Origin of the sequence: Flavobacterium notoginsengisoli, from assembly GCF_042686225.1 — a bacterium.
Classification (GTDB): domain Bacteria; phylum Bacteroidota; class Bacteroidia; order Flavobacteriales; family Flavobacteriaceae; genus Flavobacterium; species Flavobacterium notoginsengisoli.
In genome coordinates, this window is record NZ_JBHUOT010000001.1 from 760,345 (window position 1) to 782,573 (window position 22,229).

21 protein-coding genes are annotated in these 22,229 nt (G+C 32.0%); 5 read left to right on the forward strand and 16 right to left on the reverse strand.

Annotated features, from left to right (window positions below):
- Positions 1 to 213 precede the first annotated feature (213 nt).
- The 12 genes from ACFS3A_RS03225 to gcvT all read right to left on the reverse strand — a co-directional run bounded on the left by ACFS3A_RS03225 (position 214) and on the right by gcvT (position 10,770).
- Complete coding sequence (locus ACFS3A_RS03225) at positions 214 to 1,254, reverse strand: hypothetical protein (RefSeq protein ID WP_379823887.1); 1,041 nt, start codon at positions 1,252 to 1,254, stop codon at positions 214 to 216.
- A gap of 63 nt (positions 1,255 to 1,317) precedes the next feature.
- Positions 1,318 to 2,052, reverse strand: a complete 735-nt coding sequence (locus tag ACFS3A_RS03230) for a hypothetical protein (RefSeq protein WP_379823888.1) — start codon at positions 2,050 to 2,052, stop codon at positions 1,318 to 1,320.
- Between the two features lie 36 nt (positions 2,053 to 2,088).
- On the reverse strand, positions 2,089 to 2,358 hold the full coding sequence (locus ACFS3A_RS03235; RefSeq protein ID WP_379823889.1) for a hypothetical protein: 270 nt from the start codon (positions 2,356 to 2,358) through the stop codon (positions 2,089 to 2,091).
- Positions 2,333 to 2,998 (reverse strand): hypothetical protein, encoded by a 666-nt coding sequence (locus ACFS3A_RS03240; RefSeq protein ID WP_379823890.1) that lies wholly within the window; start codon positions 2,996 to 2,998, stop codon positions 2,333 to 2,335. Before ACFS3A_RS03240 ends, ACFS3A_RS03235 begins: the two co-directional genes overlap by 26 nt.
- Positions 2,999 to 3,045: 47 nt before the next feature.
- Positions 3,046 to 3,639 (reverse strand): hypothetical protein, encoded by a 594-nt coding sequence (locus ACFS3A_RS03245; protein WP_379823891.1) that lies wholly within the window; start codon positions 3,637 to 3,639, stop codon positions 3,046 to 3,048.
- Positions 3,640 to 3,736: 97 nt separating this feature from the next.
- On the reverse strand, positions 3,737 to 4,432 hold the full coding sequence (locus ACFS3A_RS03250) for a hypothetical protein (RefSeq protein ID WP_379823892.1): 696 nt from the start codon (positions 4,430 to 4,432) through the stop codon (positions 3,737 to 3,739).
- Between the two features lie 42 nt (positions 4,433 to 4,474).
- Positions 4,475 to 5,020, reverse strand: a complete 546-nt coding sequence (locus ACFS3A_RS03255) for a hypothetical protein (protein WP_379823893.1) — start codon at positions 5,018 to 5,020, stop codon at positions 4,475 to 4,477.
- A 14-nt stretch (positions 5,021 to 5,034) separates the two neighbouring features.
- A complete protein-coding gene (locus ACFS3A_RS03260; protein WP_379823894.1) occupies positions 5,035 to 5,535 on the reverse strand; it encodes a hypothetical protein in 501 nt (166 codons plus the stop codon).
- 36 nt (positions 5,536 to 5,571) lie between these two features.
- On the reverse strand, positions 5,572 to 6,015 hold the full coding sequence (locus ACFS3A_RS03265) for a hypothetical protein (protein ID WP_379823895.1): 444 nt from the start codon (positions 6,013 to 6,015) through the stop codon (positions 5,572 to 5,574).
- Between the two features lie 334 nt (positions 6,016 to 6,349).
- Positions 6,350 to 7,063: a YebC/PmpR family DNA-binding transcriptional regulator gene (locus ACFS3A_RS03270; RefSeq protein WP_026729302.1), complete on the reverse strand. Its 714-nt coding sequence runs from the start codon at positions 7,061 to 7,063 to the stop codon at positions 6,350 to 6,352.
- A 391-nt stretch (positions 7,064 to 7,454) separates the two neighbouring features.
- Complete coding sequence (locus ACFS3A_RS03275; protein ID WP_379823896.1) at positions 7,455 to 9,491, reverse strand: S41 family peptidase; 2,037 nt, start codon at positions 9,489 to 9,491, stop codon at positions 7,455 to 7,457.
- 196 nt (positions 9,492 to 9,687) lie between these two features.
- Positions 9,688 to 10,770, reverse strand: coding sequence for a glycine cleavage system aminomethyltransferase GcvT (gene gcvT / locus ACFS3A_RS03280; protein ID WP_379823897.1), 1,083 nt, complete (start codon positions 10,768 to 10,770; stop codon positions 9,688 to 9,690).
- A 340-nt stretch (positions 10,771 to 11,110) separates the two neighbouring features.
- Between gcvT and ACFS3A_RS03285 the strand changes: the two genes are divergently transcribed.
- From ACFS3A_RS03285 to ACFS3A_RS03295, 3 genes are all read left to right on the forward strand, one after another.
- On the forward strand, positions 11,111 to 11,968 hold the full coding sequence (locus ACFS3A_RS03285; protein WP_379823898.1) for an NAD(P)H-hydrate dehydratase: 858 nt from the start codon (positions 11,111 to 11,113) through the stop codon (positions 11,966 to 11,968).
- Positions 11,969 to 12,487: 519 nt separating this feature from the next.
- Entirely contained in the window at positions 12,488 to 13,267 is a 780-nt protein-coding gene (locus ACFS3A_RS03290) for a HipA family kinase (protein WP_379823899.1), read from the forward strand.
- The gene (locus ACFS3A_RS03295; protein WP_379823900.1) at positions 13,257 to 13,640 is read left to right on the forward strand and encodes a DUF3037 domain-containing protein; all 384 of its coding nucleotides are present in this window, start codon (positions 13,257 to 13,259) and stop codon (positions 13,638 to 13,640) included. The genes ACFS3A_RS03290 and ACFS3A_RS03295 overlap by 11 nt, the downstream gene beginning before the upstream one ends.
- A 216-nt stretch (positions 13,641 to 13,856) precedes the next feature.
- Here the strand turns inward: ACFS3A_RS03295 and ACFS3A_RS03300 are convergent, their stop codons facing one another.
- A complete protein-coding gene (locus tag ACFS3A_RS03300; RefSeq protein WP_379823901.1) occupies positions 13,857 to 14,975 on the reverse strand; it encodes a pectate lyase family protein in 1,119 nt (372 codons plus the stop codon).
- Positions 14,976 to 15,211: 236 nt separating this feature from the next.
- Between ACFS3A_RS03300 and ACFS3A_RS03305 the strand changes: the two genes are divergently transcribed.
- Positions 15,212 to 15,781, forward strand: a complete 570-nt coding sequence (locus tag ACFS3A_RS03305; RefSeq protein WP_379823903.1) for a Crp/Fnr family transcriptional regulator — start codon at positions 15,212 to 15,214, stop codon at positions 15,779 to 15,781.
- Positions 15,782 to 16,044: 263 nt separating this feature from the next.
- Here the strand turns inward: ACFS3A_RS03305 and ACFS3A_RS03310 are convergent, their stop codons facing one another.
- A complete protein-coding gene (locus ACFS3A_RS03310) occupies positions 16,045 to 16,551 on the reverse strand; it encodes a GNAT family N-acetyltransferase (protein WP_379823904.1) in 507 nt (168 codons plus the stop codon).
- A gap of 597 nt (positions 16,552 to 17,148) precedes the next feature.
- Positions 17,149 to 17,628, reverse strand: coding sequence for a hypothetical protein (locus ACFS3A_RS03315; RefSeq protein ID WP_379823905.1), 480 nt, complete (start codon positions 17,626 to 17,628; stop codon positions 17,149 to 17,151).
- Between the two features lie 426 nt (positions 17,629 to 18,054).
- Here ACFS3A_RS03315 and ACFS3A_RS03320 point away from each other — a divergent pair, with 426 nt between their 5' ends.
- Positions 18,055 to 18,447: a helix-turn-helix domain-containing protein gene (locus ACFS3A_RS03320; RefSeq protein ID WP_289658167.1), complete on the forward strand. Its 393-nt coding sequence runs from the start codon at positions 18,055 to 18,057 to the stop codon at positions 18,445 to 18,447.
- A gap of 214 nt (positions 18,448 to 18,661) precedes the next feature.
- Here ACFS3A_RS03320 and ACFS3A_RS03325 read toward each other — a convergent pair whose 3' ends face one another.
- Positions 18,662 to 22,081, reverse strand: coding sequence for an HD domain-containing protein (locus ACFS3A_RS03325; protein WP_379823907.1), 3,420 nt, complete (start codon positions 22,079 to 22,081; stop codon positions 18,662 to 18,664).
- Positions 22,082 to 22,229: the final 148 nt, after the last annotated feature.

The following is a 22,229-nucleotide window of genomic DNA, read 5'->3' on the forward strand; positions in this document are numbered from 1 at the left end:
TCTCAAGCTGGCAGGAGAATTTCCATGCTCCCGAACGAATCTTTTCGTGTGGTATTTTACCTTTTTATTTATAATTTCATCTCATTTTTATAGTACTATTTTTTATAAAAAAACTAGACTTCGATCATTTGCATCGCCACACGAAAGGATTCGTGCGGGAGTGGCGTATCTTGTCTTTTTTGAGGTTTGCATAGTTTGGTTTATTTTGTTCTATTAATTTTTTTGGAAAATATGCAAGGTCCCACCAGTGTCTAAAACATATAGTTTGGTTTTAGATATTTGAATATCATTTAAAATTCCTGTACAGGATTCGGGAGGGAAAGTGTATATCCAGTCAAATTCTTTAGTTATTCTATTAAATATTATTATTTTACCGTTGATACTATCAATAAAATATATATGTGTTTTAGTAAAACATTTTTTTTCAACGTGAGGAGAATAGGCTAAGATTTTGCCACATTCTTCGGTAAAAATCCAATAATTTAAGTTCAAATCGTTTAAGTCTAATTCATAATACGTTTCGTGTTCAAATCCTATTATCTTTTTATTTTCTTCATCTATATATCCATCATAACCTCTAAAATTTTCTAATGTTTTGCCACTATTATATATTACTTGATTCGGTTCAGAATAAATATATTTTTTTTTCCCAGTATTGATGTCTATTCCCAATAAAGCTTTTGTACAACTTAGCCAAAGGATATCATTATAAATTCCTATTATTTTTTGTATACCATCAACCTGATAAGTAGAAAATTCTTGTTCTAGATTTGACTCCCATTCAAATTTGGCCGTTACGAGTGAAATGGATTTGATGATGTATGATGATTCTGTTATTAGTATGGTTTTGTTTAAAATTTTATTTTGTGGTTTTTCAATAAATAATAATTTTTCCAGTTGATTTCTTTTAAAATCATACCAATGATAATCTGCTATTTTTTGTCCTAAATCATTTTTTCTTCTATTGACACTTATTAAAACTTTATTATCTTCTAGAGTTTCCCAATAATACGAATACTTCGAATTTAATTCTTTTTTAATGTTATTCCTAAAATCATATAATATCATTGTTTCTAAATTGCCATAAAACAAATATTGATTATTTATAAAATTGCAAACATTATATTCGTCAAATTTAGGATGTAGTATTCGATCATTGATTTTTATATTGTTTACGGTATTAATCAAAACGTTGTCATTCCTAACACTAAAATTACGAATGCCTATTTGTGTATTTAAAAGATTGAAATTCATTAATTTAATTTTATAAAATTGAAGCTTTTATCAAGTATACTTAAGATAAGATTCAAACCTATTCTATTTTTTATAAACACCATAAATAAAAATACTTTCTGGTCCATAACTGCCACGAGTACAGTAAATGACAATTAGATCGTCGTTTTCTGAAATTTGAAAATGTTCTGTGTTGTAAGTTTCTGTGCCAGAATAATAAATTCCGTCTACTTCTCTTATTTGAAGATTGTATTTTGAAGATAAAAATTCCAGTTCCTCTTTGCTGTAGAATCTAAAAGTAGATAATACCTTCACATTTTCTTTAATAATATAAATTCTTTTGTTGTTTAATTCTACATAAGAATTACTCCAGATCGCGTAATCCTCAGAAGTTAGCCAATCATAATATTGATGAGTTACTTTGTGTAATTTTAAACCATCAAAAAAAACGTAATTATAGTTTTCTAAATCATTTTTTGGATGCTGTTTATCAAATGCTAAGTGTGAATGATCATCTAAACAAATTTTCAGTTTTTTAATCGCATCATAAATTTCTTCAGTCGAAACTTCACCTATACATTTCCAGTGATCAAAAGTATCAATAATCTGAGAGGTTTTCTTTCTGGATTCAACAGTATATATCTCAAAGCCGAAATCATATTCTTCTAATTCTCCCGATTTTACTTTTTTTAAGTTTTTTATGATTTCTATTAAATATTCAGGACTGCAGGATCCTAACTCATTGAGTCCTTCAAATTTTCCTGTAAATGAAAACAGATTCTTTCCTGTTTCGCTTTTATAAAATTCGTATTCAATCATTTTTTTTGAAGAAATAATTATTGCGTTGGTTTTGAGTTACAATTCTATGTTCTTAGAATGCCAATTCTTAGGTACGGTATTGCGATATAAAACTATTTCAAATTTTTCGCAATCTGTGCATTTGATATAACGTTCGCCACCACTGTAAATATCTTTTTCATTAAACGCAACGTCTACAATAAATAAGGTCCCTTTTTTACAGCTAGGGCAGACAACCAAAGAATTGATGTCATTTCTGAATTTTTTTTCGGCCTCTAGCCAAAGTTTTCTTTCTTCCATACTAAAACCTAAACTGACTACAACCATTTTCAAAACCAGTTGCACATGCACCACTCATATTTTCAGATTCAAAAGTAAAAGGTTGTTCTATTCCCAAATCTCTCTGTATTTTTTCTAATGTATTTGCTAAAACATTTCTGTTATAATTGGCACATTCTTCGCCTAATAAAAGCTTGTTAGGTTGGTCTAACGCTTCATTAAATCCAGCCCATATCCGTTCTGAAAAAACATTTATATTCATCCATAATGATATAGAAATAGTGCTTGTTGGATAATCGTCAGCTGTAAGTAAAAAAGAAGCACCATCTTTAATAATATATTTTTGCTTTCCTTCAAGGCACACATCAAAATGATAATCAGCTAAAGTAGATTCTATGCTATCGTCAATCACTTGAAGATTGTCTAACCAGGAATCAAAGTCTTCTGTATCTGCTACCCATGTTGCATAGTCGTTAGTTTGTATGCGCTTCATGTCGGAAATTAATAACCTGGACGGTCTTCCTGAGATCTCAAACATTTTCTTTAACAAATTAACAATTGAAAGAGATGTTAAGTCTTCTTTATTGGTAATAGAAATGATACCTGTCCAATGGCCAACAATTCTACAATGAGGATCTATTTTTTCAATTCTTCGCTGTACTTCTTCAGATATTTTGAATGTAATCATAATTTTTTGGTGCTTTCAGTGAGATGCTGAGTTGATCGAATTACATACTATAATTTATATTTTTGGTTCCAATAAAAAGATCTGTCAAATCGTGTTTTTAAAAAATCAGTACATTCTAACGTATTTAAATCTAAAATTTGAGATTCAGTATAATCTAGTCCATAATCAAGGTCAATAATATCAAAATCAATTTGTTTTTCACTTCTATATCTCGAATAATGACTAAAGCAAAATCTTTTACCATTTAAAGAGCTTTTTAGAGGAGGATTTGCCTCATTGTGTTTTTCTATTTCTTCAATAATAATTTCAGATTTGAATGAAGGAAAAGTTAGTATTTTTTCCAATGTACCATCTAAATTTAAAATTACAGCATTATTAGGATAAGGATAAGTTTGACTATCTCTAAATATTGCCACTATATATTGTAAATTAGAAAGAGGAAATCCTTCTATACTTCCGTTTTTATCGGAGATGCTTATTTTTTTTTCATTGTATTCCCAATATATTCCTTGTTTTTTACCTTTTAAGAATTCTTCTTTGATGTCCTTTTCAATTTTGTCCAAATAAAATGCATTTGGATTTAAAATGTCAATAGGAATATAAATACCGGATTCATTAAATTTTTTCCAATTTTTGATCATTTTTATAAATGTTTATTTGAAAATACGATGTTAAAAATAATATTAGGTTGTAATTGTTTTTCTCCAGTTGAAAGCATATCGCTTTTCAATCTAAAATCTAGTTTGTTTTAAAGTAGGTACTTATAAATTGACCATCTTTTTTTTGAATTAATTCTAATTGCAATTGATTAGATTGATACTGTTGTCCTCTGTAAATCCATCGGAATATATTAGGGTAGAGTGATTCGCTAATCATATTTTTTCTGTCAATGATTTTCTGTTCTTCTAAGTCATATACAAAACAGGTATTCGAAAAAGCCTGAATAATTTGTATTTGTTTTGGATTAATAAAAAAAGCCCATTCAATATCAATATCATTTTCAAACTTGATTCTTGTCTTTTGTAAAGTTGAAAGATTAGTAACGACAAGGCTTCTTTTATTCATTAGAAGATGATTCTCTTCATAAAAAAAACTACCGGCCAAGTCATCTCGGCTTGTATTACCATTTTCTCTAAAATAAACGGCTAATGTTGTTTTATTGAATTTTAAAGTATCTACTAACGGACAATTTGAATAAGGAATAAATACAAAATTTTTGGATGGATGCTCCGTTTCCATTTTCTCATTGATGTGACACTGAATCTTATCTTCTGAAAACAATTCTTGTGTTCTGTCTATTGCGTTTATCAGAACACTATAATAGACAATTTCCAGGCCTCTGTTTGGTTCTTCCCATCCTTTGTAAATAAACTCCAGTTTTTTGTTTTCTCTTTTGAAGTCGTTTAACTTTTCAATCTTTGTCAGTTGTATCATTATCTAATTCTGGAAAGTTTAATTGAAGATTTAATAAAAAAATTATTCATGTGTTTCTGCTTCCCATCTGCCTAGTCGTTTTCTTTTTTCAATTTGATGCAATGCTAATGCTTTTATTTCTTCATCTTCGGATTGTGAAATAATTTCTAATGCTTCAAAATTATAAGGCTCTGGCTGTGCACCAATGGCATAAATGATTTTTCGAATATAAGGATATTTAAGATCTTCATCGTACTTATAAAACTCAGGAAGAGAGGAAAACGCCTGCATTAGATACTTTATGTTTTCTTTATCCTGATTAAACCAATCTTGGAAAGATCTAATTATCGATTCGTGATCATGATGCCAATTCTCTACTAAAAAGAATTGCAGTAATTTCATAAATTCATTATCCGACATGGAAATTGGAAATCTCCATAATATTGCATTAAATCTATTATTGAATACAGAATCAGTTTTTGATTCCAGAAGTAACTGTTTCAACTCTTCAAAATTTGCTCTGTAAGGGAAAATAGGAAACAATTCTTCTCTGCTAATTCTGAAGTTTTTATGCAAAATTTCCCAGTCTTTTTCTGTTACCTTTATCATTTTTTAATTTCTTATTAGCTTTTAATTTTTGCAATTATATCATCAGTTAAAAAAGGATTTTCCCATATACCATAAATATAAGTGACATCTTCCCCTAGGCTATCTTCTCCGGCTCCTCTGGGTTGATAATCATATTGCCAACGACGAAATTCTATTAATAAATAATTTTTGTTTGATTCATTATCTTCAAATAGCGCAACATTAGCGGGCAAATCATATAATTTATTTACTGCTGAGTTGTCTGTGATGAATCTGTAGGTATATATTGTATTAGAGATCAGCTTAACGCCATAATGCTTTTCAAAAAAGAATAATTCTTCCTGGCTGAATGGGTTTTCTTTCAGAGCTTTATTGAAACTATACTTGAATTTAATTTTATTGCCATTTATCAGCAGAAAAATTTCGGGTCTTATTAATTCAGTTTTAATTTTATTAATGCCTTCCGAAAGTATTAGCTCATTCCCATTGCCCTGAATTTCTCTTTCAATACAATAAAATTCTTCAATTAACTCCATTTCTTTCTACTAAAAAATATTATAATTCACCTGCTTTCATGAATTTGAAAATACAGTATTAGGATTTTCTTTTACTTTATTAATGTAAGTACCTAAATAGTATGCAAAATTTACTGTATCCCAGTCGTCAAATCCAGACGCCATATCGATATAAGGTTCTTCGTTGTTCTTGTATTCTATTTGATAAAGGATGTGGTTTTTATCGTATATTTTAATCCAACTGAGTTGTTGGTCACTTTGTTCACAGTAATATTGAATAGTAATATCCGTAGTTATAACAATCAATTTATCTTTTACATACAGATAATTTTTTTCTTCATGACTAAAAACGGCTAATAATTCATCATTAATTAATTGATATAAGCCATTGGTTTCAGTTAAACTACCTTCAAAATTTTCAAATCCATGAATTGCTATATTCCCTTCTTTGAATTCAAAAGATAGTATTTCTTTATGGTTATAAAATCGATGTATTTTCATTACGGTCTATATTTTTTTGAATAGGCTATCTGTGGCGAGTGTCTCACTTTTGAAAACCTTAGTGTATCGTACTGAAAAAAAACTGGAAAGCCTTCTGTAATTTCAGAAGGCTTTCCTATTTTTTTAGCCTAATACGCTAATTACTACGAATAAAACAACTAGTAATATTATAGCATATCTTGTGATTTTTGAGGTTTGCATAAAATTGTATTTAAATTAGTTTATTACTGAGATTAGCAAATATAATTTTTTATTTGAATTTAAAAAGTGAAAGTGTATCAAAACAAAAAAGCTCCGGAAAAATCCAGAGCTTTTGCATCTATTTTATAAAAGATTATTCCTCTTTCATAGTATGATAAACGTTCATTACGTCATCATCTTCTTCGATTTTCTCGATTAGTTTTTCAACATCAGCGATTTGAGCTTCAGTTAATTCTTTTGTGATTTGCGGAATACGTTCGAAACCAGAAGATAAAATTTCAAGACCTCTGTTTTCTAATTCTTTCTGTAAAGCACCAAAACTTCCAAAAGGAGCGTAGATTAAGATTCCGTCTTCGTCTTCAAAAACTTCTTCTGCACCAAAATCGATTAATTCTAATTCTAATTCCTCAGCATCAAGACCATTATTCGCAATTCTGAAGTTACAAGTATGGTCAAACATAAATTCAACAGACCCCTGAGTTCCCATTGTTCCGTTGCATTTGTTGAAATAACTACGAATGTTTGCAACCGTTCTGTTATTGTTATCAGAAGCAGTTTCAATTAAGATTGCAATTCCGTGAGGAGCGTATCCTTCAAACAAAATTTCTTTATAGTTGGCAGTATCTTTATTACTTGCGTTTTTAATCGCGCGCTCCACATTGTCTTTTGGCATGTTGGCCGCTTTCGCATTTTGTATAACAGCTCTTAATCTGGAATTAGCGTCTGGGTTAGGACCGCCTTCTTTAACAGCCATTACGATATCTTTACCAATTCTGGTAAATGTTTTGGCCATTGCTGACCAACGTTTCATTTTTCTTCCTTTTCTAAATTCGAATGCTCTTCCCATTTCTAATTTTTAGTTTTGTGATGCAAAAATACGGTTATTCCTTATTTTTCCAAAAACAAAATGGCTCTTTTTTTTGTTTCAGGTCTTAAGTTTCAGGTTTCAGGTTGAATGGATTGTGTTGATTTAAACGCAAAGTTCACAAAGTTTTTTTATTTAAGGTTGAGTGTGTAAAAACAAAGTTCGCAAAGCTACATGGATAAAGCTTTGCGAACTCTTTTATTTTATAAAATTAACTCAAAAATTTCTTAGCGTTCTTAGCGTGAACCTTTGCGAACTTTGCGGTTAAACCTGAAACTTGAAACCTGAAACTTGAAACCTGAAACTTGAAACCTGAAACTTGAAACCTGAAACTTGAAACCTGAAACCTGAAACTTGAAACCTGAAACCAATTCTATTTAGCCCCTCCATTAAATTCGTTAATGATATTTACAGCTTCATTCAGATAAGGATTCGTTTTAAGATTGTCCATTTGATATTGATTAATAGTTTTATCATTTGGATAAGCACCAAGTAAAAGCTGATTTACACTCGAATTGTAAACATCCAGCGGATTGTTTTCGTCGTTAAAAGTGTTAATCTCTGTCCAAAGTGCATTTAATATTTTTTTCTGTTTAAAAACAGCATCTAAAGTCATTGGTACTTCTGCTTTGGGCGTATTCACAAGCTGATCAATTTTAAGATTGATCTTTTTAATGTTACTAAAAAAATAGTTGTCTGCAAGTCTTACAGAACTGTTTTTAGCTATTTTGTCAATTAGATTTCGCTTAACATAGGTTTTGTATTTCAGGAAAGGCTGAAGGCTATCATTTTTAATAGCCGTCGGGAAATCACTTTCTTTCTGATAAATATCCTCATAAAATTCAGGAAGAACAACATCCGGTGTTACGCCAACATATTGATGGCTTTTTCCGGTAATTCTATAAAATTTATTAATGGTGATTTTTAAGAAATCAGTATTTTTTGTTTCATCGAGCGGAAGAATAGTTTGCATAGTTGCTTTTCCTAGTGTACTGCTTCCTAATAATAAGGCACGGTTATAATCCTGCATAATAGAAGAGAAAAATTCACTGGCCGATGCCGTATTACTATTAATTAAAACCACAATTGGACCTCTGTAAATAACCCCTTTAAAAGGATCTGTAATAACCGATTTCTCCTGACGATTATCGACCACAATCGAAAGCGGACCGTAATCGACAAACATACCGGCAAGTTTTATTGCTTCCTCCATGGAGCCACCGCCATTATCAATCAAATCAATAACAAGTCCTTTTATATTATCTCTTTCCAGTTTAATAACTTCTCGTGCAACATCGTCAGCACATCCTTTTCGGCCATTTCCGTCTAAATCAGCATAAAAACTTGGAATTTTGATATAGCCAATTTTACTGTCTTTCCCGATTATAAAACTAAATACCGAATTGTCTTCGTCTTTCATTACTTGTTTTTCGATGTATACCTCAAAACTTTTCCCCGAATTACGTTTCAGGGTGAGCGTAATATGTTTGTTAGCTTCCGACAAAATCATAGATGAAATGGATTCCAGTGAAGCACAAGAAACCTGAAGTGTCTCTTTTTGGTTAGAAATAGAAATAATCTGATCTCCCTTTTTTACTTGTCCCGTTTGATAAGCAGGACCATTTGGGTCGACCTCATCAATAATAATTTCGTTTTTATCGTTTAGATTAACGGTCATCCCAAGAGATAGATGCTCTTTCGATAAAGAAGCCATGAAACTGTTTTTACCATCATCACTAAAATAAGCTGTATGAGGATCAAAATACGTACAAAAGAAATTATACAGTTTCTCTTCCTGTTTGGTGTCAGTATCCAGTAAAGTTGTAAAACGACAGATTTCGTTGCTCAGAATTTTATTTTTAGAAATCTGTTCAATCGATTTGAAATTAGCCTTTATAGAATCCAGGTTATCGCTAGTCTCCGCAATATCATCTAAAATTTGATATCGCAGTTTTTTGATCCAGACTTTCTCTAAATCTTCCTTTTTTAGATAAAAAGCAAAAGACTTTTTATAAAAACGAATCGTATCTTTTTTGGCATAATCAATTGGAATAGTCTGGATTTTTTCCAAAACTTTTTTAGTTCGCAAAAGACCGTTGACATATACCGCTTTAATATCAGTCAGAAAATTGCAATCGTTCTTTAAAATTAAATCATCCAGATTGTAACGGTATTTTTGTGCGAGCTCATCGTATTCACTTTTATAAAAGATATTGCGGGAAGGATCCAGTTCGTTAATGAGATTGTCAAAAACAAATACAGAAAGGCTGTCATCAACAGGTTTAGGTCTAAGATGTTCAGCTTGAATAAGCGCATTTATTTTGTTTACTATTTCACAAGTTTCTGCGCTGTTCTGACCAAAAAATACAGTTGATGTCAGCAAAAAAAGGAGTAGTGAAATCTTTTTCATAAACGGAAATTCAGTGTTCATGATTAAAGTTACACTAATTTTTTTAGAATTAATAGTATTTTATTGAAATATCGACGACCAAAAGTTTTTCTCTTTGAAATGCATCTGTCACTAGTTTCGTCAATGTATTTTGAGTACAGGACAAAAAAAATGCATTACCAAACAGTAATGCATTCTTAATGTATAGTTTAAAAAATTATTTCTTGTAAAAAGGCAGTTTTACCACTTTAGCAGGAACATCATTTTTTCTGATTCTGATAAAAATATCGCTATCAACAGCGCTGTTTGCAACAGTAACATAACCTAAACCGATACCTTTATTCATAGAAGGCGACATAGTTCCTGAAGTTACAATTCCGATTACTTCTCCAGAAGCATCTACAATTTCGTAATCGTGTCTTGGCACTGCACGCTCCTGCATTTCAAAAGCAACTAATTTTCTCGTAACCCCAGCTTCTTTTTGTTTTTTAAGAGCCTCAGAATTAGTAAAATCTTTAGTGAATTTTGTAATCCATCCTAAACCGGCTTCAAGAGGAGAAGTAGTATCGTTAATATCATTTCCGTACAAACAGAATCCCATTTCTAAACGTAAAGTATCACGAGCCGCAAGACCAATTGGTTTAATGTCATAAGAAGCTCCAGCTTCAAAAGCTTTGTTCCAGATTTGCTCTACCTCATCATTTTTGCAGTAAATTTCAAATCCGCCTGAACCAGTATAACCAGTAGCAGAAATAATAACATTTTCAATTCCCGCAAAATCACCTACTTCAAAATGGTAATAAGTAATTGCAGACAAATCAACAGAAGTCAAAGACTGCATAGCCTCAACCGCTTTTGGTCCCTGAATTGCCAATAAAGAATAATCATCAGACAAGTTTCTCATTTCAACACCCAAATCATTGTGAGACGAAATCCAGTTCCAGTCTTTTTCAATATTAGAAGCATTTACAACCAGTAAATACTGCTCTTCTTTCATTTTATAAATAATCAAATCGTCCACAATGCCGCCTTCATTATTAGGAAGACAAGAATATTGCGCTCTTCCAATAGTTAAAGTTGAAGCATCATTTGAAGTCACTTTCTGAATCAGAGCCAAAGCATTTGGACCCGTCAGCAAAAATTCACCCATATGCGAAACGTCAAAAACGCCCACACCATTACGAACCGTTTCATGTTCAGCATTAACCCCTTCATAAGTAATAGGCATGTTATAACCAGCAAAAGGAAGGATTTTTGCTCCTAAACCTTCATGTATGTGCGTAAGCGCAGTATTTTTCATTGTGTTGTTTTATAAAATTGTTTTGCAAATCTATTCAAAAAATATCGATTTCGAATACCTTAAATTGTAAATTTCGCAATAATTAGAAGCTATTTCCTGCTATCCGCTATATCTTTTTGTTTTTAAAGAAAAAACAAAAAGGATGTCGCTACTATCAGGGCTAGGGGTGACCGTTCAAAAGAGAGATTCATGATTTCAATTTTTTATGTAATTTTAGTCTAAAATCATGCTTTTTGAAGTTTAGCTATGTTTATTTAAACAAGTGAAACGCCTTTATACGCAAAATAAAACTATGATTCTATGTGTTTAAAAATTAACCGCAACAACTAAAAGAAGCTAAATGAAGTCTCCCTATTTAATCACAAAAGAAGAAGTCTTAAAAATTTACAAACCTGTAAATCCGCATGCACACAAAGGAACACAAGGCCACGCCGTAATTATTGCTGGAAGCTACGGAAAAATAGGAGCGGCAGTTTTAGCTTCAAAATCCTGCCTAAAATCAGGATGCGGACTCGTAACGACTTTTATACCCAAATGTGGTTATCAGATTCTTCAGATTTCCATTCCGGAAGTAATGACCGTTACAGACGAAAACACCAATTTTATTACCAATATTCATTTGCCATTCATTCCACAAGCAGTTGGAATAGGACCAGGTTTAGGAAAAGAACTTGGAACACAAAAAGCCTTATTTGAATTTTTAAGAGTAAATAAAGTGCCTTTGGTTCTCGATGCCGATGCTTTGAATATTATCTCAGAAAATTTATCTTGGCTGGAATTAATCCCCGAAGATACTATTCTCACACCTCATCCAAAAGAGTTAGAGCGATTAATAGGCAAATGGAATTCAGAATCCGAAAAGTTTCAAAAAACAATTGCGTTTTCAGAAAAATATAAAGTCATCATCGTTATGAAAGGCGCACCGACATTTATTATCAACAGAACTTCAGTTTATGAAAATACTACAGGAAACGCAGCGCTTGCCACAGCAGGAAGTGGCGACACCTTAACCGGAATCCTCACCAGTCTTTTGGCACAAGGCTACGAACCTAAATATGCCTCAAAACTAGGCGTCTACCTCCACGGTTTAACAGCAGATTTTGCTTTACCCAAAACAGGTTACGAATCTTTTACGGCTTCTACGATTATTAAATATTTAGGGAAAGCTTTTTTAGAATTAGGAAATGTGTCAATTTGATAATTAGATAATTGCATGCAGTTTTGTCATCCTGAGGAACGAAGGATCACACGAGTAATTCCGCACAGTAACCATAAAATAATTCACCAATCTTTGTCGAGTTTCTAGTGTGATCCTTCGTTCCTCAGGAGGACAAAAAAGGAGAATGAATCAAAAAAAACTTTGCGACTCTGCGCCTTTGCGAGATTAAAAAAAACTTCGTGTCTTTGCGTCTTTGTGGCAAAAACCACAAAGTAATTCGCCAATCTTTGTCAATATACGAGTGTGATCCTTCGTTCCTCAGGAGGACAAATAAAGGAGAATGAATCAAAAAAAACTTTGCGACTCTGCGCCTTTGCGAGATTAAAAAAAACTTCGTGTCTTTGCGTCTTTGTGGCAAAAACCACAAAGTAATTCGCCAATCTTTGTCGATATACGAGTGTGATCCTTCGTTCCTCAGGAGGACAAATAAAGGAGAATGAATCAAAAAAACTTCGCGTCTTCGCGTCTTCGTGGCAAAAACCTTAGTAAGTTTGTAACATGAAAAACTTCGATCTTAGAACAGTAAACGTCATGCGTTATATAACGCCGCTGCGCGAAGGTGGATCTTTACCCGCTTTGGCAGAAGCCGATGACGATTTTAAATACGTATTAAAATTCAGGGGAGCCGGACACGGCGTAAAAGCCCTTATAGCCGAATTAGTTGGCGGACAAATTGCAAAAGCCTTAAAATTACAATTGCCGGAATTAGTATTTGCCAATCTCGACGAAGCGTTCGGAAGAACCGAAGCCGATGAAGAAATTCAGGATTTACTGCAAGGAAGTCAGGGATTAAATCTTGCACTTCATTTTTTATCCGGAGCTATAACTTTTGATCCTGCAGTAACAACCGTAAATGCTAAATTAGCCTCACAGATTGTTTGGTTAGATGCTTACATTACAAACGTAGATAGAACTTTCAAAAACACCAATATGTTGATCTGGCATAAAGAATTATGGCTGATTGATCACGGTGCTTGTTTGTATTTTCACCATTCCTGGAACAACTGGGAACAGCACGCTAAAAGTCCGTTTGCTTTGATTAAAGATCACGTTTTATTGCCTCAGGCTTCACTTTTAAAAGAAGTCGATGTAGAATTTAAAGCGATTTTGACTCCAGAAATTTTAGAAGAAATTGTAAATACGATTCCAGTTGATTGGCTGCAATGGGAAGACGCAGACGAAACTCCTGAAGCATTACGAAATGTGTACCTGCAGTTTTTAAAGACAAGATTAGAGAATTCAGAAATATTTGTAAATCAGGCTCAAAATGCAAGATAACCACTTATACGAATATGCTGTGATTCGGGTTGTACCAAGGGTAGAACGCGAAGAATTCCTGAATATCGGAATCATTTTGTTTTGCAAAAAAGCCAAGTTTATAAAAGTACTTTTTCATCTCAATAAAGAAAAAATCCAAGCCCTTTCTTCCGATTTTGATATTGAACAATTAGAATGCAATTTAACGTCGTTAGTAAAAATAGCCAACGGAGCCAAAGATGGAGGACCAATTGCTGAATTTGAGATTCCGGAACGTTTTCGATGGTTAACAGCTATTAGAAGTTCTGCCATCCAAACTTCAAGACCGCATCCGGGTTTGTGTCAGGATTTGGAGAAAACGATCAATCGTTTGTTTGAGGAGCTAGTACTTTAATTATAAGACAATTTGAGATTTAGCTTAAAAATAATCTCGCAAAGTCACTAAGGCGCAAAGAAAAACAAAACTTTGCGTCTCTGTGGCTTTGCGAGATTAAATAAAACTTTGTGACTTTGCGGCAAAAAACAAAATAAAAAACCACGAACTGCATTCATTGCAATCCGTGGTTTTAGAAACTAAAAACTAACTCGTGTTTTTGCTATCCGGAGTCAATTAAAAAGAACCGCAGATGTTACCGCCCAAAGTTGCACCTGCATTAGCAGAAATATCAGCTTTAACAGCAGTTTTATTCAATTTTACGATATTATAAGGAGGGGTAAAAGCAGTACCGCTTCCAGCTTGATTTCCTGTAACGTTTGTAAATACATTATCTGTAGCAGTAACTGCAGTAAAGCCTGTCATTAAATCGATTGGATTTTTTACCCCTTCAAAAACATTGCTTTCTACGCGAATACTAGCTTCAAATCCAGCTGCGATACATTTGTTGCTTACCGTACTGTTAAAGAAACTATTTACAATATGTACTTTTCCAAAACGAACTCTTGGCATTCTTTCTTTACAGCCCGGAGCCCACCAGCATCTTGCAAAAGTGATTCTTAATTTGCCGCGGTCGCCAGTTGCACCATCGCTAGAACCAATTAAGTTAGAAAACCTGTGATCGTCTGTACCTCCAGAACCTCCTGCTTTTGGAGCTTTTAAGTAACCGAATTTGGTATAAGAAACTGTAATATAATCTGATTTGTTTTTGATGTCAAAGTTTCCATCAACACCATCTCTAAATTCGCAGTGATCCACCCATACGTTTGTACATTCGTCTAAGATAGCATTATCCCATCCATCAGTATCATAAGCGCCCGGACCTTCGAAAATAAGGTTTCGGATAATGATGTTTTTACATCTTTTAACGTTTATGATTCCGGAAGCATCTTTAGTCTGATTTGTTGAAACTAATTTTGCACCATTTGCACCGTAAATTGTTTTACCAGTCTGATCCTGAAAAGATAATCTTGTAGTAACGGTAATGGTTCCGGAAACTTTGATCACTTTTACAGAAGCGTTCTCAATAGCCGATTTCAATTGTGCATAAGTGGTAACAGTAGTTTCGGCTGCAGAACCTCCACCAGTTGTATTTCCGTTTTGAGAAGCCCAACCGGGAACCTCAGAACAGTTTCCAATTTTAGCAGTTGAATTTGTTGAAGCATTTTCGGTAATTACTTCATTTGTGGTTTCGATTTTTGCTTCTGTGTTTGAAGCAATTTCTTCAGAGTTACATGCGGTAAATCCGAAAGTCAATGTTAGTAAAAACATTGAAAGTTTTGATTTTAAGTTCATAATTAAAGTTTGGTTATTTAAAAAGTTAACAACGCAAAACTCAGAATTATCTGTAGAAAAAAAGTTGAACAAGTTCAAACTTTTGGAAAAAAATCTAGCAAATGTGTTTTTTTAACAGTTGTTAATTTACAAAAATGCATAAAAAATGTATTTTTACGTAATCGATTACATTATTTAAGCCCCTAATTAATAATGGATTGAGTAACCACTTTATTCCTTAAACAAAAAACCACAAAATGTACAACCTACTACGAAAAAACATTGAAAGGAAAGTTCCCCTTACCGACGAAGAATGGAACATTATTGTTTCAAAAGCAGAACTCATTAAGCTGAAAAAAAATCAGTTTCTGCAGATTCAGGATTCTCATAACAGTTATGAAGGATTCATTTTAAAAGGATCATTTAAAACCTACATCGTAAACGAAAACGGAACTGAAACCGTTATTTTCTTTTCGTTTGAAGATGAATGGATGTGTGACCTGGAAAGTTTTTACCATCAAAAACCAACGACTTACAACATCAAAGCTATTGAAGACAGTGAAATTTTAGTCATCAGTAAAATCAGAAAAGCGCAATTGTTTGCAGAAATTCCTAAGATTATGCAATTTCATGTGCTCATGATCGAACGTGCTAATGTCGCCATTCAGCAAAGACTTTTAGACGTTTTAAACAAAACCTCAAAACAGCGTTATCTGGATTTTATTGAACGATATCCTCAGAAAGTCCAAAATATAAATAACAAGAATCTGTCTTCCTATTTAGGAGTTTCACACGAGTTTCTTTCGAAGATTAAAAGGAGGTGTTGAGATTATAGGTTCAAAGTGACATAGTAACAAAGGTTCAAAGGTTTTTCTAGAGACGCACAGCAGTGCGTCTCATGTCATTTAAATCTCGCAAAGTCGCAGTGATGCAAAGTTTTTTTTTGTTAACCATATAAGTCATGTAAGTTCATTTTAGACCAAGCTTAAATTATCTTAAATGACTTATATGGTTTTATTTTTCTTTGCGTCTCTGCGACTTTGCGAGAAAAAAACTTAGTGCCTTAGCGCCTTCGTGGCAAAACAAAAACTTAGAGCCTTTTTTCTAAATATATAAACTCCAAAGGTTCTTCAGAAACCGTAATATGAATATCACTTTCAGGAAAAGCTTCTCTTTTGCCTGTATCAACATAACCATGACGTTTGTACCAGGCAATAAGTTCTTCCCGAACCGAAATAACGGTCATGATAATACTCGATAATCCTAAAGATTTTGCATGATTTTCGGCTTCAGCCAAAAGCTTTTTCCCGATTCCGCTGTTCTGAAGTTCCGGCGAAACTGTCAGCATTCCTAAATACAATTGGTTTTCTTTTTCAACCAATAAAACCGAACCAATGATTTTGTCGTTTTCTGTAAATTTCAGAATAGTATTTTTTGGATCGAGGAAGATTTCTGTCATTTCTTCTTCGTCAGTTCTTTTTCCTTCCAGTAAATGAGCTTCGGTTGTCCAGCCTTTTTTAGAAGATTCTCCTCTGTAGGCTGAGTTGATTAAGATTGTTAATGCCGGAATGTCTTCGCGTAATGCTTTTGTAATCATGGTAAGCGTTCTGTGAATATAGGGTGTTTTTAAACTAATTGTTTCCAGTTTTAATTGGAGAAACAAAATTACATTAGAAAAATGGCTATCAGCAGAATTATCGTTTAATATTCTTTGGTTTTCGATTTATCAAATAACAGTAGGTAAGGTGTGAGGATAAAACTAATGCCAAGCCAATGTTCCAATAAATCTCAAAGTAGGCAAAAGCATTATACAAACAAAAAATAGAATTTTTGACTTCATCTACAATTTGAAAATGAAGAGGAAAAACAAATAAAAAAAGCATCAGAAAAATAGATAGAACAGTAAGACGTCCATATTTTATTTTATAATAGTCCACTACGCCGTAAGATAGCATTTGCATCACTAGTATAATTAGAAAAAATCCTTCCATGATTCTTTATTTAAGCTTTTATATACGATTTATATTTTCTTACTTTCAAAAATTTATTAAATGTAAGCAAATATTTAAATAAAAAATATTGAAGAATATCGAATTGAAATTCTGATTATTTATAATTTTTTAAAATGCTATGTTTTGCTCATTCATTAGATGTTTTTTGAATTTTAATTCTCTAAGTTATTAAGAATTTAATACTATTCAAATATTCCCCAAATACGTTTGTCGTCAACAATCGCATTTGGATTCTCTTTTATTCTTTCCGAAAAAAGATCAAAGCTTCCATAATTGCTTCTCATTTTATAAACAATTAATTTGCCGGCATCATTTATAATTATTTTCCAAACTCTTCTTTCGTTTATTTTAACAGCTGTTCTTCTGACTTCAGTAATCTTAGACAACGAATGTTTTACTACAGGATCTTTTCTCGTTATTTTGTACAAATAGTTTTCGTCAAAATAAAAAATAGAACGATTTAGAAAAAAATATTCTAAACCATATAAAATCATAACTGGACGAGCCGATATTCTTGTTAATGTATTAAGATCCAGATTCGTTCTTTTCTTAAATTCATTTGCTCTTTTTTCTTGGATGTAATCTATAAAAGACAGGATTCTTTTATAATTTAAAATTGCCAAAACAAGCAGAGCTAAAACAACAATAATTTTAATGTTCATGTAAAATGTAAATTGAAGATTGAGATATTCGAATCAAACATAATGAAACTATTTAGTTTTATAAAGGCAAAAACACAAATTCCGACTAAAAAATTGAAACACAGTTTTGTAAAGATGTTGTATTTGTTGGGAACTAAAAAATGAATTGCCTACAGCTTTAGCTGTAGGAGTAAAGTTGTATTAGAAAATGGCTTTAGCCAAAACTATTGCGGTCTTTGGCTAAAGCCTAATTTAGCATGAGAATAGCAAACCTCCAGCTAAAGCTGGAGGCAACTTATTTTAATATTGTAAATAAATATTGGTTTGTTTAATTGTAAGTTTGACAAACAATGGTTTATAAAGATTATGAAAAGCGTATCTTACAAAAACAGTTCTGTTTTTTACAGAAATCGATTTTCGTTTAAGAATTTTAAATATCTTTGAATTATGAGTACAGCAATAAAACCAAAACATATCGGCAGAAATATAAGCCGTATCAGAGAGCTTAAAGATATGAAACAGGAAGCACTGGCGCAGGCTTTAGGTACAAACCAGCAGGCGATTTCGGCTATTGAAAACAGCGAAACTGTAGATGAGAAAAAACTAATTGAGATTGCAAAAGCTCTTGATGTTTCTGTTGAAGCGATTGAAAACTTTTCAGATGAAGGTGTTATAAATTACTTTAATAGTTTTAATAATAATGTTGTTACGACAGGTAGTATTTTTGCAACAAATTGTACTTTTAATCCTTTAGATAAAGTTGTAGAACTTTACGAACGTTTGGTGCAAGCTGAAAAAGATAAAGTGGAGTATTTGGAGAAGTTATTGAATGGGAAATAAACGTTTTTTAAATATATTAAATTGAGAAGAGACCTTTGTTGAGGTCTCTTTTTTGTTCTATTGCTAGTGTGAGCGTCTCGCTCGTGCACGTTCCAAATGGTTTTTAATTTCTTTGTGTTCACGAGCGGGACGCTCGCGCTAGCGGGGGAACTAATGTTTAATCTTCATAAATGTCCAATAGAAGTCGTTCAGCCCCGCTTTTGACAATACAATGTTAGCTGCGGTTTTTCATTTCTTCACCATTTAGAAATTTGAATGATATACCCTTGTTTTCTTCCCAAAATTCATTTGATAAAATTGCAGAGAGTTCGTTACGCGATTTTCGACCTGGTAAAATAACCATATTCTGTGTTTTTCTACCGGTTACAAGAATACTCCAGCCCTTGCTTACTCCTTCATAATATGATTGGTCTTTATTTTTCAGTTGCACCAGTTTGTCTTCTTCAGATTCATTTAGTTCTCTTGGAGCGACAAATGCTGTAAGAACGAATTGTTTCTTAGTACTTTCACCAAATCTTTCGTTTATTTCATATAAACCAAAATTTGATCTCTTTTTGTCAAATTCGTACACCCTGTTAATTTCTTTTTCAAAAAGATTTGAGTCAGGTGTATATAATCCAAGTGTTTCATGGACAAGCAAAGGGTCTTGGTCAAAAAATGCAGTAATACCGTTTCCATAGGCATGAACAACTTTAGTTCTAGCGTTTACTTTAGTTCCTTCAAAATTACTAATAGCATTGAACAAATGTTCAGGTATTAATGGAAACAAAGAAGATACAATATCGAATTCGGTATATTTATCAGCCCAACTGTCAGATTTTATAAGTATTTTGTTAAAATTTAGATCATTTTTCTTGCCTATGAATGGAGCCTTAAATAATTGCTTTGATTCGCACATCACAGAATCATTCTTTACATCAATTTTGTGAGCCGAAATTAATTTGAATAAAATTAGTTTCTCAGTTAATTTATCTAATGTTGAAAAGTTGAAATCTTTGAATTCAATATTTTCTCTTTTCAAAAACTCTTTAATAGATATTTCTTCATTGGTGGCATTAGTAACTCCTTTCCAAAAAATATCACCATAATCAGTATAAGAGAGTTCATTTATAAATATAGAATCAGCAAAGCCTATTTTATCAAATACAAACTTCCATAACAATTCTAATTCCTTTTCCTGTAAATTGTAATTAGAAATATGATGTCTTGTTTTAGAAATTACTTCTTGAATAAGTTTTTTGGAAATTTCCTCTGCGTTTTTTTCATATTCTAAAGGATAACTTACCAATGATGTTCTATCTACAGTTAATTGCGGTTTACTTTCTCCAATGAAATTTAATATTCCATTCCTATGTAAGGCATCTGAATAAAAATGACTAATACTAATTTGCCTATCATCAATATTTACTCCATCTACACATACGGCACTCGCTCCAATTTTAGGAATTGAGTAAAATGCATGTAATTCAGGGTCGATTGCTCCTGGCTTAGGTAAAGTAAGAGTAGTTCTAAAATGAATTGAATCTGATTTAATATCTATTTCGTAAGTCTCTAATGCTTCTTTAATTTCGCTATAGTTAATATTTAGTTTTACAAAACGTCCTTGACTATTTAGAAAGTCAAGAAACTCTAAATCTTCTTTTGTGAAACTAAATTCTTTATATGTTGGAAGTATAGGTTTATTCAAAATTTGTAAATTTTCATTATTATCCAAAACAATTTCCACATTGATGTCATCAGGAATTATAGTAATAAAAGAATTGACTAATCGGTATAGATGCTTATCCCAATTATTATACAAATTTTCATATTGTTTAAACTGTTCAGGAAAATAATTCGGCTTTCCTTCTAATAAAAGATAGAGTTTTTCAAGTTGATTATTGAATATGTTTTTGTTTTCTTCAGAAAGAAGCACTTTGACTATTGTCCCAGATTCCAATATCAATTCTTTTTCTGAATCTGTTGTCATCTTATAATAAAAATTTTCGTGTGGACCATCTATTGCACATGAAACAAAACCTCCGTTTTTAGTTTTTGTAATAATTTCTATTTTACTTCCAAGCATAAAACAAGAAAGTATACCTATTCCGAATTGAGAAGTTGGAGTAAATGTACCTCCCCATTCAGCTTGCTTTTTATAGAATTCAGAAGATTTGTAATATGAGTTACCAATTTTTAAAAGGTAATTTTCAATGATTTCTTTTGTCATTCCAATACCATTATCTGAACAACATAAATATACTTTTTCATCTACTTTTTCAATACTGAATTGAATTTTCCCTTTCACATCATTATGAATTGATTTTACTCCTGAAATCATACATCTACAAGCATCAAGAGCATTTTGGTATAATTCTCTTAAACTGGCAAACTTGTCTTTGTATAAGCCAACTCCCATCAACAATTCAATAATTCTTTTTTGATTTAATGAAAAACTCAATCCACGTTTTGGTAAAAATACTTTTTCATCATTGGTAATGTTTGTTCGTTCAATTTTGTCTTGTAAATTAGGAATGATTGATTTATATGATTCATTCCAATACCTGTCTAATTTGAAATAGTTTTGAATTTCAAATTCGATCCAGTCCAAGTAATCGTGCAACTTAAAATAAATTTCTGGAGTTTCACAATATGCTCGGAAAGAGATTTTTCCATTTTCAATTGAGTAATTTGCACCATTATTTTTTAATGCCCATTGTAAAAAACTAAATTCAGAATGGAATAATCTTGATGTTCTTAATTCTAATGGTGCTCTATCATAACTAAAATGAATGATATCACCTAAGCGAAGTAACATTGCAACTAGTTGTAAATTAGCAGACTCATTACCATAATATTGTGCTGATTGATTGAAATTTTCAATATAGCTAATATCTTCTCCGTGAGACCTACATACCAGCGCTAAATCTTTGGCTAACCTTTTACCCCAAGCAGGTTGTTCAAAAGAATTTCCAAATATTGATTCTAAATTATTTATGTATGATTCAATTCTTATATGGTGTGTTGCACGAATATAGTCTGTACGTATAAAAGTATTTAATTTTTCAAATTTTTCTTTATCATTAATTTTACGAAGTTGTTCTGCAAAACCATTTCTATAGTTTTGATATTCAATAAGCATGGAAGCGAGATAATCTATTAATTTATTCTCGTTATTTGGCGAGAATAGCCAGTTTTTTACATCCCCTTCAAATGTTCCATAAAAAGTACTTTTATTTTCCTTAATAATGTTTTTTGCATTAGAAATCTTAAAAGGTTCTTTCAAATCATGGCAGATTGATTGTTCAAAAACTTTGAATTTTTCTGTCCCTTCGGTAAATTGTAGAACATTGAGTTCCCAATCTGAAGGGGCCATAGCACAATCATGAAAAAAGGAAGAAAGGTGAAGTAAAAAAAGCTCATAAATAGAAAGCTTTTGAACATTATCTGCTAAAAGCTTTTCTATATTAAATACAACTTTCTCACTATGCTTTTCATCATGAATATCAAATTCCGGTAAAATTCTAGTGATTCTTTTTAAATGATTACGTGCTTTTTTTTCAAGATCATCCGCAAGTGTGTAAAGTTTTAATTCAATTTTGACTGAATCGCTTGGTTCTTTACTTCGGTTTTCAAGTTCGTCTATTATTCTCATGAGTTTATGTTTTGCGGAAATTTCGCTTTAAAATCAAAGCTAACTTATTTATAGGCGAAACAAACCTTCGGGTATATATTTGAATTCGGGTAAATAAGCGAAGGTTTGTTTCATTTTCTTGCTTTTCAAATATATAGTTTTTTCTTAC